General features: G+C 38.8%; 10 protein-coding genes. All 10 read right to left on the minus strand.

Translation table 11 applies throughout. The annotated features are described in order from the left end of the window. Positions 1 to 45: 45 nt before the first annotated feature. Positions 46 to 1,284, minus strand: a complete 1,239-nt coding sequence (gene purD, locus EG346_RS22205; protein ID WP_123881727.1) for a phosphoribosylamine--glycine ligase — start codon at positions 1,282 to 1,284, stop codon at positions 46 to 48. Positions 1,285 to 1,372: 88 nt separating this feature from the next. Then, positions 1,373 to 2,890: a bifunctional phosphoribosylaminoimidazolecarboxamide formyltransferase/IMP cyclohydrolase gene (purH, locus tag EG346_RS22210; protein ID WP_123881730.1), complete on the minus strand. Its 1,518-nt coding sequence runs from the start codon at positions 2,888 to 2,890 to the stop codon at positions 1,373 to 1,375. Positions 2,891 to 3,266: 376 nt separating this feature from the next. Further along, a complete protein-coding gene (purN, locus tag EG346_RS22215) occupies positions 3,267 to 3,836 on the minus strand; it encodes a phosphoribosylglycinamide formyltransferase (RefSeq protein ID WP_123881733.1) in 570 nt (189 codons plus the stop codon). Between the two features lie 76 nt (positions 3,837 to 3,912). Continuing rightward, complete coding sequence (gene purM / locus EG346_RS22220; protein WP_123881736.1) at positions 3,913 to 4,905, minus strand: phosphoribosylformylglycinamidine cyclo-ligase; 993 nt, start codon at positions 4,903 to 4,905, stop codon at positions 3,913 to 3,915. Between the two features lie 309 nt (positions 4,906 to 5,214). Continuing rightward, a complete protein-coding gene (locus tag EG346_RS22225; RefSeq protein ID WP_123881739.1) occupies positions 5,215 to 5,766 on the minus strand; it encodes an NADPH-dependent FMN reductase in 552 nt (183 codons plus the stop codon). A 31-nt stretch (positions 5,767 to 5,797) separates the two neighbouring features. Then, positions 5,798 to 6,526, minus strand: coding sequence for a pirin family protein (locus EG346_RS22230; RefSeq protein ID WP_073336820.1), 729 nt, complete (start codon positions 6,524 to 6,526; stop codon positions 5,798 to 5,800). A 333-nt stretch (positions 6,527 to 6,859) separates the two neighbouring features. Beyond that, positions 6,860 to 8,263 (minus strand): MFS transporter, encoded by a 1,404-nt coding sequence (locus EG346_RS22235; RefSeq protein ID WP_123881742.1) that lies wholly within the window; start codon positions 8,261 to 8,263, stop codon positions 6,860 to 6,862. Beyond that, the gene (locus tag EG346_RS22240; protein ID WP_181876086.1) at positions 8,263 to 8,787 is read right to left on the minus strand and encodes a nuclear transport factor 2 family protein; all 525 of its coding nucleotides are present in this window, start codon (positions 8,785 to 8,787) and stop codon (positions 8,263 to 8,265) included. Before EG346_RS22240 ends, EG346_RS22235 begins: the two co-directional genes overlap by 1 nt. Before the next feature lie 12 nt (positions 8,788 to 8,799). Next, complete coding sequence (locus EG346_RS22245; protein ID WP_123881744.1) at positions 8,800 to 10,662, minus strand: glycoside hydrolase family 13 protein; 1,863 nt, start codon at positions 10,660 to 10,662, stop codon at positions 8,800 to 8,802. 134 nt (positions 10,663 to 10,796) lie between these two features. Then, positions 10,797 to 12,953, minus strand: coding sequence for a glycoside hydrolase family 97 protein (locus EG346_RS22250; RefSeq protein WP_123881747.1), 2,157 nt, complete (start codon positions 12,951 to 12,953; stop codon positions 10,797 to 10,799). Between the last annotated feature and the right edge of the window lie 52 nt (positions 12,954 to 13,005).

Raw genomic sequence — 13,005 nt, forward strand, 5'->3', positions numbered from 1 at the left:
AAAAAAAGACTTGGAAAGGTTCCAAATCTTTTTTCGTGATTTATTTTAAAACTTTCCGATGTCTTCTCTGTAGAAGCCGTAATCGAAATGAATGTGGGCTGCATCTTCGTATACCTTTTTGCGGGCGTCGTCATAGGTAGCTCCTGTAGCAACGATGTTCAGAACTCTTCCACCGTTAGAAACTACTTTGTCAGCTTTTCTTATGGCACCTGCGTATAGAAGTTTAGAATGTTTCATTTTGTCTTCTCCTACAATTTCGTACCCTGTTTCTATGTTTCTTGGGTAACCTCCGGAACACATCACAAGACATACTGCCTTTTCGTCTTTAAACTTAAGCTCGATATCTTTTCCATCCATACAGTCCTGGATCACATCAAGAAGATTGTTTTCCATTAATGCCATTAATACCTGAGTTTCAGGATCTCCGAATCTCATGTTGTATTCAAGAAGGTAAGTTCCGTTCTTAGTAACCATTAATCCGAAGAAAATGATTCCTTTAAAGCTGAATCCTTCACCTTTCAGACCGTTAATGGTCGTTTGTAAGATATTTTTTTCAAAATCAGCATAGTGCTCCTGAGTAAAATCAGGGCTTGGCGCTACAGATCCCATACCACCGGTATTGGGTCCTGTGTCACCGTTTCCAGCTTTTTTGTAATCTTTTGCAGCAATACAAGGGAAAATCTTTTCACCGTTTGAGAATGCAATGATTGAAGCTTCAAAACCTTCTAAATATTCTTCAATAACCAGACGGATTCCAGCATCTCCATAAATTCTTCTGATCATGAAATCGTGGATCGTAGCCTCAGCTTCTTCAATATTGTCGCAAATAACAACACCTTTTCCGCCTGCAAGACCACTCGCCTTAACCACTAAAGGATACTGCTGTGTCTGAACATATTCTTTAGCATCGTTGTATGAATCAAATACTACCGCTTTAGCCGTTTTGATATCATAGGTCTGCATAAATTTCTTAGAGAAAGCCTTACTTCCTTCCAGGCTCGCTACTTTTTGGTTCGGACCGAAAACTTTAAGATCGTGCTTTTTGAATTCATCCTTCAGACCTGCTACAAGAGGTGCTTCAGGACCTACAATCGTAAGATCCACCTTTTCTTTAATGGCAAAATCTCTCAGTTCTTTAATCTCTGATAAATGAACATTTTTCCCTATTACATCGGTAGTAGCATTACCGTTAGCAAAAAACATTTTAGAAATTCTTGGGTCATTCTGAAGCTTTGCTGCTAAAGCAGATTCTCTACCGCCTTCACCTATGATTAATATTCTCATACTTTATTTATTATCTAGTCTATTTTACAAATATATAATTTTGAATGCTATAAATACAATCCCAAATTATTTTTTAATTCTATTTTAATTAATGTAAAAAATGTCTAACCCCGGTAAACATCATTGGGATACCGTGCTCATTGGCAGCTTCAATGCTGTCCTGATCTTTTACACTTCCACCCGGCTGGATAATTGCTTTAATTCCTTCTTTAGCGCAGAAATCTACCACGTCACGGAAAGGGAAAAATGCGTCCGAAGCCAGTACAAGATCTCCTGTGAATTTTTCTTTTGCTCTTTCGATGGCTTGTTCAGTAGCCCAGATTCTGTTGACCTGTCCGCCACCGATTCCGAAGGCCTGAATACCGTTGGAAACAACAATCGCGTTTGATTTTACATACTTCACGACTCTCTGAGAGAAAAGAAGGGCTTTTTTCTGTTCTTCTGAAGGCTGTACCTCAGTTACCACTTTAATATCGTCTGAAAAATGGGAGTCATTATCCTGAACCAGGATACCTCCGTCAATTTTCACCCAGGTTTGCTTGTCGGAAACAGGATTAACGATTTTTATTATTCTAAGGTTTTTCTTTTTTCTTAAAACGTCAAGAGCTGCTTCATCAAACTCCGGAGCCATTACGATCTCAAGGAATGTTTTGTTCAGTTCTTCGGCTGTGGCTGCATCGATCTTGTAGTTCATTGCAACAATTCCGCCAAAAATAGAAACAGGATCACATTCGAAAGTTTTTTGGTAGGTTTCCAATGCTGAAGTTCCGATCGCTACGCCACAAGGTGTAGAATGTTTCACTGCGCAGCACGCCATTTCTTCTTTGAATTCGGTTACTACTTTCCAGCAAAGGTCCATATCACGAAGGTTGTTGAAAGAAAGTTCTTTACCACCCAGCTGTTCGAAATCTTTCATCGCACCGTTCTCAAAAGTAGAAACGTAATAAGCAGCCGTTTGGTGAGGGTTCTCACCATATCTTAGATCAGATGCTTTTTTATATGAAGCATTAAGATACGTAGGATATTCTTCATCTAAAAGCATTCTTGAAATAGCACCGTCATAAGCTGAAGTAAGGTTGAATACTTTTCCAGCAAGCTTTTTACGCGTTTCGATGTATGTGTCACCGTTCTGTTCCATTTCAAGTTTTACCGTTGCATAATCTTCTACATCGGTAATTACGGTAACAGAATCGAAGTTCTTAGCCGCAGAGCGAAGCATTGAAGGACCTCCGATATCGATGAATTCTACTTTCTCATGTAAAGAAATGTCTTTGTTTACATTTTCAAAGAAAGGGTAAAGGTTGACGATCACCATATCGATCAGATCAATTCCATGTTCCTGAACGGTTTTCATGTGTTCTTCATTGGAACGTACTGCTAAAAGACCTCCGTGTACTTTCGGGTGAAGGGTTTTCACTCTTCCGTCCAGCATTTCAGGGAAATTGGTGACCTCATCGATCTGAATCGGATTTAAACCGGCATCTTTCAAATACTTGAACGTTCCTCCCGTAGAAATCAACTCATAATTCTGGGCTTCCAAAAACTGGGCGAACTCGATCAGGCCGCTTTTGTCAGAAACACTGATTAAAACTCTCTTTTTACTCATTTTACTTTCAATTTTTTACTTTTCACAGCTATTTCAAACTGTAGCCCGGTCTTTCACCCCCCGGCCTTACTTTTATTTACTTAGATTTTTTTTAATTTTTTCGAAATTCTTTCATCAAAAATCCAAAGTGTTTTCTTTTAATATATATTTCAAATTCGCTCAATCAGACATTAAAAAAACCTGTTGCTATTCTATTGGTCAGGCTGCGCGAAGTCGTCGCCATCATTATTTTAGCGCTAAGCAAGCTAAGTTTTATCTGTTTCAAGTTGAACAAACGCAGAGGCGTTTCACTCAGCAAAGGATAAATATTTTATAACCACCCCGTCAAAAATTCAAAGAATTTTTGCCACCCCTCCAAGGGAGGGGAATTTCGATTCTATGAATTGTTTCCTAAAACTTTATTGATTGCCTTTGGGAATATTTCATATTCAATATGATGTACTTTCTCTGCTATCGTTTCCGGCGTATCTTCTGCGGTCACTTCAAATGATTTTTGAAGAATCGCTTCCCCTTCATCAATTCCCGGAGTTACAAAATGAACGGTTGCGCCGCTTTCTTTTTCCCCGGCTTCAATAACGGCATTGTGAACATGCATTCCCCACATTCCTTTTCCTCCGAATTTAGGAAGCAGTGCAGGATGGATATTAATAATCTTTCCGGTCCAGTTTACACAGAATTCAGGTTTTAGAATGGATAAAAATCCTGCCAATACGATTAAATCTGTATCTTTCGGAATCACCTGTCCCAATTCATTGCTGAAGTTCTTTCCTCTTGGAATCAGAACATGGTCTATATGATGATTTTTGGCTCTTTCAAGTCCGTAACATTCTCTGTCTGCCACTACCAGAGATACTTTTGCATTCTGGATTTCTCCGCTGTCAATGGTATCTATGATTCTCTGCAGATTGGTCCCGGAACCTGAAACGAGTATAACGATGTTTTTCATGTTGTTAATGTAACAATGTATCAGTTTAACAATGTAACAATGCGTTTAATTGGTACACTGGTACATTGATCGATTGTTATATTGCTAAATTAATTTTCTCGCTTCCTTCCGTGATCTCACCAATTTCGTAAGCATCATCTAAAAGGTGCAATACTTTTTCTGCGTGATCTGGATCAGCAACAATGATCATTCCTACTCCCATATTGAAGGTTCCGAACATTTCTTCACGGGATACTCCTCCTCTTTTTTCCAGTTCAAGCATAATGCTAGGAATTTTGATCTTGGCAGCATCGATAGAAGCACACAGTCCTTCAGGAATAATTCTCGGAACATTTTCATAAAGACCTCCTCCTGTAATGTGGGCAATACCGGAAACTTTTACTTCTTCCAATACTTTATGGATGTCTTTGTAATATAATCTCGTAGGTACTAAAAGGGTTTCGTATAAAGGTTTTCCTTCAAACTCTTCTTCGAAGTTAGGGAATACTTTTCTTACCAGTGAAAATCCGTTGGAGTGGAATCCTGAGCTTGGAAGTGCAATGATTTTATTTCCTGTTTTGATGGTAGAACCGTCAATAATCTGATCTTTTTCAACGATTCCTACACAGAATCCTGCAACATCATAATCTCCCGGCTGGTACATTCCCGGCATTTCAGCAGTTTCACCGCCAATCAATGCACAGTTGTTGTCTTTACAAGCTTTCACCATTCCAAGAACGATCTCAGCAGCAATTTCTGAATCCAGCTTTCCGCAAGCCAGATAATCTAAGAAGAATAAAGGTTTTGCACCATGGCAAAGGATGTCATTGGCACACATTGCGAAACAGTCGACCCCGATAGAATCATATTGTTTAGTATCCAAAGCTACTTTCAGTTTGGTTCCTACTCCATCTGTCCCTGAAACCAGCACCGGATTTTTATATCCTCCGATCTCATAGAAAGCTCCAAAACTCCCCAAATGGTTCAATACATTTGAGTTATGGGTTTCGCCTACTGCTTTTTTGATCTTATCAACTGTTTTGTACCCTTCTTCTTTGTCTACGCCTGCTGATTTGTAAGTGTTGCTCATGTTTAATAATTTTATTAGTGTAGCAATGTATCAGTTTAACAATGTAACAATCATTTTGTTTGGAAAACCAAAAAACGGGTCTATTGATACATTGATATATTGGTACATTTTATTTCTATAATTACTTTTTATATCGATTTTTGAAAATAAAAAAGCCGACAATCTTGGTAGATTATCGGCCGTTATTTTATCTCAGAATTTCAGAGTCCACAGTTTTCCCTTTCTCTGAGAAACATTCTTTAAAAGTGGTCTGAATTTTCATCTTTTTTCTTTTTGCAAAAATAGTAATTTTAAATTAATATTCAAACTCTATTTTTCAAGGATGGTTTCAATGGCTGCTATCTTCTTTATTTTATCCTTTAATTCATTGTCTTTCTCTTCATTGGAAATCTTCTGTGCAGCTTTATCAAAGTTGTCATTAAAGAAAGGAAGTGAGAAAGTTTCTACAATATTTCCACCATGGGAAGGAAAACGCTTCGATGCAGCTTCTAAAACGCCAGCTCCGCCTCTGCCTCCGGGAGAGGTTGACATTAATAACATTGGCACTTGATTAAATACCGTTCTGTCTTTGATTCTGGATACCCAGTCGAACACATTTTTGAATGCTGTAGAATAAGTTCCGTTGTGCTCAGGTAATGACACCAAAAGAAGATCAGCTCCATCAATTTTTGAGGCAAAATCTTTTGCTTCCTGAGGAACACCTCCGGTCAATTCTCTTTCGTGCTTATAAATGGGCATTTCGAAAGGGTTCAAATCGATTACTTCTACTTCTGCATTGTCAAAAAGAGATGATGCATAGGCTACCAACTGTCTGTTCATTGAAGCATCTGAATTGCTTCCTGCTATTGCTAAAACTTTCATTTATTGTTTATCTATTTAATGTTTTTGATTATTATTTCAAATAAGCTGGCAAGTCCATGGGTACTTCCATTAATAAGATCTCAGCGTCATCTACTGCTTCGATATTAAAGCTCTGAGTATCCCATATGCCCAATCCGTCTCTTTCATTCAAAACCCGGTCTCCTACTTTGGCGCTTCCTTTTAAAACGAAGGCATAAACTCCATTTCCTTTTTTATTCAACATATAATTTTTGCCGTTTCCTGATTTGAAATTAGCCAAATTAAACCAGGCATCCTGATGAATCCAAACTCCGTCATCATTTTTATCAGGAGACAAAATCTGCTGGAATCCATTGATTTTTTCACCTTCTTTGATGCTTTTCTGATCATATCTCGGTTCCACATTGACTTCTCGAGGAAAAATCCAGATCTGCAGAAACTTCACTGCTTCGTCTTTATTTTTATTGTACTCGCTATGCATTACTCCGGTTCCGGCGCTCATGACCTGGATCTCTCCTTTTTTGATAACAGCAGTAGTTCCCATTGAGTCTTTATGTTCCAGATCTCCTTCCAAGGGAATTGATATAATTTCCATATCCCTGTGCGGATGTGTTCCAAATCCCATTCCCTGTGAAACGGTATCGTCGTTCAATACTCTTAAAACACCAAAATTCATTCTGTCTTTGTTTTGATAGTTGGCAAAACTGAAGGTGTGGTAGCTATTTAGCCAACCATGATCTGCGTGTCCTCTTGAATCTGCTTTATGATATACTGTTTTCATACTGTGATTATTTTATGGTACAAATGTAGGGACTGGAGGCCTTTTAAAGTGTTGATGTAAGTTAAGAAAGGATTTTTGGCTGTGGCAGAGGTGAGAAATGTAATTATTTTGGTTAAATGCAAAGGTGCAAGTTTATTCCTAATTCTTCTGTTTTAAGATGCTAAAATTTTATCTTCGATAAAATTGTTTGGGGATAGATGATGTAGAAATCTATTTTTTAGATTAAGTAGATTTAAATACCGTTAATAAAACAAAGCGGGCTAAAGCCCGCTCCTATTGAATTTTTACTGTGATCTATTAGTTGAAAATCTGCCATCTTCTAACCTCTATTCCCTAAAAATGCACCTGCTTGATCTCTCCTTCTATTTCCTTAGGGGTTTCGTCTTCTGATTTGACGAAGATCATAGTAACGACTGCTCCAATCAGCATACAGACACCGCCAACTACAACATAATCAATAGCCTGATTTCCAAAGACATTGCTTACAATGAGGCCTCCTAACAAACCATTGATAATTTGCGGAATAACAATAAAGAAATTGAAGATTCCCATATATACTCCCATTTTCCTTTGTGGAATTACTTCAATAAGCATTGCATAAGGCATGGCAAGAATACTCGCCCAGGCGAATCCCAGGCCTATCATAGAAATCCATAGAAAATTAATGTCTTTAATAAAATACATGGAAATCAAACCAAATCCGCCGCACAAAAGGGCCAATGCATGGGTTTGTTTCTTTCCTATTTTTTTGGCGATCGGGGTTAATAAAAATGCAAAGGGAATAGCCCAAAGATTATACATTCCGAATAGTTTCCCGGTCAGATCTCCTGCATTATTGAATGCCTTGGAATGGGTATCTTCAGGAGAAAGGCCAAAATGGTGAGTGGCTAAAGCACTTGTCGTAAATACCCACATCGTGAACAATGCAAACCACGAGAAGAACTGGACAGCACCCAGTTTTTTCATCTGTGCCGGAATGCCTGCAAAATCTTTAAAAATATCCGTGAATTTGGAAGATTCCTGCGGGGCCTCTTTTCCGTCTTCAAAAGCTGCAAATTCCTCCGGAGAATATTCTTTAGTTATAAAAATAGTATACAAAATGGTCAGTAGCAATATACCGGCTCCCACATAAAACGAGTAGATCACATTATCTGCTACAAAGCCCTCAGGTGCTTCATTGGACACGCCTAATGAAGTCAGTATACTCGGGATATATGATCCGACTACTGCACCTATCCCAATCAGAATAGTCTGAACAGAAAAGCCCAGGGTTCCCTGATGTTTGGGAAGCATATCTCCTACCAAAGCCCGGAAAGGTTCCATTGCAATATTAACGGAAGCATCCATCATCGCCAGAAATAGTACAGCAAGAAGCAGTGCGTTAGCAGCAAACAGATGGGTCACCGTGGCGGCATTAGGAAGGAGTACGAGACCCAGGGCGCAAAGGATCGCTCCAATTAAAAAATACGGTTTTCGTCTTCCCAAAGGACTCCAGGTATTGTCCCCCATGTGTCCGATGATCGGTTGCACAATAAGTCCAGTAATGGGTGCTACCAGCCAGAACCATGACAGTTCATGAACATCAGCGCCCAAATTGGCCAGAATTCTGCTGGCATTACCATTTTGCAAACCGAAAGCCATCTGGATTCCCAAAAAACCCATACTCATATTGATGATCTGAGGCATGGAAAGATTGGGTTTTATTCTTCTTGAAAGTGAACTGTGCGGTGGCTCCATTATTTTGCTTTTAATTGTTTAATTAATACCTCCTCAATCGGTGTCTTTTCTGCAACTACTTTATCAACAACGTCATTGGGAACGGTCACGGAAAGCACATATTGTTTTACCTTCCAGCTCCCGTTTATTTTTTCAACGACTCCTGAACCTCTGCATATTTTCATTTGGGTATCCAACAGTTCATCAAACCATGCCAGTTTTCCATCTTTGCTGAAATAGATATTTCTTTTCAGAGCAGTGAAATTCCAGGTTTTCTTTTTGTCAAAATGCGGTTTCGCCCAAACCATGAAGGCTTTTTTATCCCAGACTTCGGTGGCATCTGTTCCAATAAAAGTAGATTCATCTGCGAAATAATTGAAATAGGTATTGAAATCAGCCTTTGCAGCAGCGGTATTGAAACCATCGAGCATGATTCCTATTTCTGTTTTGTTTTTTTCAGATTGAGCACTATTAGATTGGGCATTCATTCCTGTAAAACCAAGTACCAATAGCACCATCGTGCAGATCATTGTTATATTTTTCATTGTATAATTAATTTAGTTTTGGAGTTCAATCACCATTGGAGTTTTTGAAGGTACCGTAAGATTTTTTTCTATAGAAAATTCTTTTTCTGAAATAATGTCTTTTCCTTTGGTAACGTTGTCCAAAGATTCAGCAAAACGCTTTAAGTCTAACGTCTGATCTTTTTCATTATTGTTGATGATAACCATTACCTTGTCCTTATCATCATACCTGAAATAAACAAAGACCCCATCCTGAGGAACGTAATTTTTAGTTTTCCCGCTGTGAATCACTTCTTTTCCTTTTCTCCAGTTTAATAATTTCTGGCTAAACTGATAAAATTCTTTTTGCTCCGGAGTCTGTGATGACGGATTAAATGCATTATTTGAATCTGATGTCCATCCTCCGGGAAAATCTCTGCGGATATCCGCATCACCGCCTTTGTTCTTATCGCCTTTCATGCCTATTTCAGAACCATAATAGATTTGCGGAATTCCTCTGACCGTAGAAATCATGGTTAATGCCATTTTATAGGCTTTAGGATCGGCATTGAAGATCTCATTCCATCTTTCGGTGTCGTGATTTTCAAAAAAGACCAGAAGATTATTGATATCCGGATACAGGAAATCGCTGGTAAAAACATTGTAAAGTCTGATCATTCCAGTATCCCAGCCTTCTTTTTCTTTAAGGGCTTTTGGCATATCGGCGAAGAGCATAAAATCCATCACAGAAGGCAGGTTTGAATTGTAATTCGCTGCTTCTCCTGTTTTAGAGTTTTTCTGCCATGCAGAGATCTGCCCCGCTGTATACAGCCATGTCTCACCTACTATATTGAATTTGGGATATTCATCGGTAATTGCTTTTGCCCAGCTGGCCATGGCTTCTTTATCATTATATGGATAGGTATCTACACGAAGACCGCCTAATTCTGCATACTCAATCCACCAAATGGCATTCTGGGTCAGATATTTTAAGACCAGCGGATTCTTTTGATTGATATCAGGCATCGTGGTATCAAACCAGCCATCGAGTGCATATTTTTTATCAATTTCTGAGGCGTTGGTGTCAAACTGGGTCGTTGTTTTGTAATTGGAGCGGTAAAAACCATTTTTCCCTTCGTCAAACCAATGAATCCAGTCTTTTGAAGGCAGGTCTTTGATGATCCAGTGGGACACTCCCCAGTGATTGGTCACATAATCCATGACCAGCTTCATATTGCGTTGGTTCAGTTTTTGTGAAAGTTCGCGGTATTCTTCGTTGGTGCCATAGCGACCATCAATTTTATACAAATCCGTTTGGGCATATCCGTGGTAGGAATATACTTTTTCATTGTCTTCATTGACGGGTGTAAGCCAGACAGAAGTTGCCCCGAGGTTCTGGATATAATCAAGATTGTTGATGATTCCCCGAAGATCGCCGCCATGTCTTCCGTTTGGCAAGCTTCGGTCTGCTTTTTCAATAAGATCCGGTCTGGAGTCATTCTTTTGATCTCCGTTGGCAAAACGGTCCGGCATAATAAGATACATTACATCTTTTGAGGTAAAAGATTCACGGTCTGCAGATCCGGGTGCTCTTTCTTTCAGTTCATAGGTATAGGAACTGATGCTTTTTTTTCCTTTTTTAAGATTGATTTTAAACTTGGGGACATTGATCTCATGGGTATCGACCGTAACAAATACATAATTGGGGTTTTCAACTTTCTGAATGTTTTTTATTTTGATTCCATCTGAAAGTTCAATTTCATTACGGGCAATATCTTTTCCGTACACCAGGATCTGAAGTTCGGGATTTTTCATTCCTTTCCACCAAAAGGCGGGTTCCACCTTTTCTAAAGGCTTTGTTTGGGAAAAAGCTGTGGCAGCTATTGAAAGCGCGATGACTACAAATATTTTTTTCATGATTCGAAATCTGATTTCAATTTAATATTATATTTTGAAAAGCAGGGTCAATTGGGTGCAATAAAAAAGTAATGCCCCGAATCATTTTTCCTAAGACAGAATGAGCCGGGGCATAATTCATATAAATTTACCTATTAATTAACAGGCTTAACAGAAATAGCGAAACCGCCGCTTCTGGCCATTTTGAAATTCAGTTTAGATTTGCTGTTGATCTGTTTTTTGTAGATGTTATAGCTTTGAGGATTATCGATGTAATCTGCATCTTTTCCATCCTCATACACTGTTATTTCATATTTTTTTCCTTTATCAAGAAAAGAGAAATCTACCGTATATTCACGCTTGTTTTCATCAGTAATACCTCCAACGAACCAGTTTTCAGTTCCTTTTTCTTTTCTGGCCGTGATCACGTAGTCTCCAGGCTCAGCAGATAAAATTTTAGTATCATCCCAGTCTGCCGCAACATCTTTAATGAACTGGAATGCATCCATATGTTTTTTATAGTTCTCAGGAAGGTCTGCTGCCATCTGAAGAGGCATATACATTGTTACATACAGCGCAAGCTGTTTTGCCAGGGTAGTTTTTACAAAACGTTTATCTCCAGGGAAATAATAGTCCAGTTTGGTTTGGAAAATCCCGGGTGTATAGTCCATAGATCCTCCCATCCATCTTGTAAAAGGAAGAACGGTCTGGTGATCCGGCTTGTTTCCTCCAAATGCTTCATATTCGGTTCCTCTGGCTGCTTCTGCAGAAATATAATTGGGATAGGTACGGCTTTCTCCAGTAGGACGAACTGATTCATGGGAATTGACCATGATCTTATATTCGTTTGCTTTTTCAGCAATTCTGTAAAAATGGTTGATGGTCCATTGAGAATAATGGTGTTCCCCTCTTGGAATAATGTCACCTACATACCCTGTTTTTACAGCATCGTAGCCATATTTATTCATCAGTTGGAAGGCTTTGTCTGACCATCTTTCGTAATTGGTGGCAGAACCTGAAGTTTCGTGGTGCATGATTAACTTGATGCCTTTTGAATGGGCATAATCATTCAGCATTTTGATATCAAAATCTGGATATGGAGTAATGAAATCAAAAACAAATTCTTTTGAATGACCGAACCAGTCTTCCCAACCGATATTCCAACCTTCGATCAATAATCCCTTGAAGCCATTTTCAGCGGCAAAATCGATGTATTCTTTTACTTTTGTATTGTTGGCAGCGTGTTTTCCGTTCGGGGTAAGCTTTGAAAAATCGGTTTTATCCAGATGAACGTTTTCAGCTGTAGAATAAGCCCACTGTGATTTTCCGATGATCATTTCCCACCATACGCCCATATATTTTGTAGGATGAATATAAGAGGTATCGGTATATTTTGTAGGTTCATTGAGGTTGAAAATCATTTTAGACTCCATCACCTCTTCTGCTTTTGGAGAAACAATAATGGTTCTCCAGGGCGTTACTGAAGGCGTTTGAATATATCCTTTCGCTCCTTGTCTGTCGGCAGTAAGATGGGTTTTGAATTTAAAATTCTGAGCATCCACTTCAAGATGGGAAGCGGGATAATCTAAAACGGCTGCTTCTGCAACATTGACATATAAAGGATCTTTGCCTTCTTTTTTAAGCATTAACGGAGACTGTACTGCATTTTTCACCAACGCCTGTGAAGCATTCGCATCAAATGCTTTGTCCCATTGTGCAGGAATTTCAGAAATTTTTGTTTCCTGATACTGGTATTCCTGAGAATCGTAATCTGCCACGATCCACCAGGCTTTCATATCGGTTGGAAAATCAATTTCAGAATCTTCTTCCCTGATCACGAAATAATTGAGGTTTTTCTGCTGTGGAAATTCATATCTGAATCCAAGGCCATCATTAAACAGTCTGAATTTTACGACAATACTCCTGCTTGTAGAAGACTGATCCAGCGTCACCGCAAGTTCGTTGTAATGGTTGATATAATTTTTCTTTTCGCCCAGAACCGGCTGCCAGGTTTCGTTTTTGGAGTCACGTTTTTCATCTGTTTTGGTAAATCCGTTGTTCAAATCAAATTTGGCATCATCTGCTTTGGCAATTTCAGATGCGAATTTAATGGCTGAGTCTTTAAATAATCTTAATCCTAACTTAGAATCTTCCACCACCACAGCTCCGTTATACTTCAGATTGTAATAAGGTACTCCCTGTTTCAGCTGAAAATTCATTTCAAATTTTCCATCCGGTGATTTCAAAGACTGTGCTTTCACCCCTACGAACATCATTGAGAGCAACATTGCTCCAACTGTAATTTTCTTCATAATGACTATTTATAAACTTAAAAATAGATAAAGTGCTGCGGTAATGCAACAC

The organism is Chryseobacterium carnipullorum (assembly GCF_003815695.1).
GTDB lineage: Bacteria > Bacteroidota > Bacteroidia > Flavobacteriales > Weeksellaceae > Chryseobacterium > Chryseobacterium carnipullorum.

Bases quoted from the DNA above. Each gene is read 5' to 3' on its own strand.
- purD (WP_123881727.1), bottom strand. From the start codon at position 1,284: ATGAGAATATTAATCATAGGTGAAGGCGGTAGAGAATCTGCTTTAGCA.
- EG346_RS22245 (WP_123881744.1), bottom strand. From the start codon at position 10,662: ATGAAAAAAATATTTGTAGTCATCGCGCTTTCAATAGCTGCCACAGCT.
- EG346_RS22240 (WP_181876086.1), bottom strand. From the start codon at position 8,787: ATGAAAAATATAACAATGATCTGCACGATGGTGCTATTGGTACTTGGT.
- EG346_RS22250 (WP_123881747.1), bottom strand. From the start codon at position 12,953: ATGAAGAAAATTACAGTTGGAGCAATGTTGCTCTCAATGATGTTCGTA.
- purH (WP_123881730.1), bottom strand. From the start codon at position 2,890: ATGAGTAAAAAGAGAGTTTTAATCAGTGTTTCTGACAAAAGCGGCCTG.
- purM (WP_123881736.1), bottom strand. From the start codon at position 4,905: ATGAGCAACACTTACAAATCAGCAGGCGTAGACAAAGAAGAAGGGTAC.
- purN (WP_123881733.1), bottom strand. From the start codon at position 3,836: ATGAAAAACATCGTTATACTCGTTTCAGGTTCCGGGACCAATCTGCAG.
- EG346_RS22225 (WP_123881739.1), bottom strand. From the start codon at position 5,766: ATGAAAGTTTTAGCAATAGCAGGAAGCAATTCAGATGCTTCAATGAAC.
- EG346_RS22230 (WP_073336820.1), bottom strand. From the start codon at position 6,526: ATGAAAACAGTATATCATAAAGCAGATTCAAGAGGACACGCAGATCAT.
- EG346_RS22235 (WP_123881742.1), bottom strand. From the start codon at position 8,263: ATGGAGCCACCGCACAGTTCACTTTCAAGAAGAATAAAACCCAATCTT.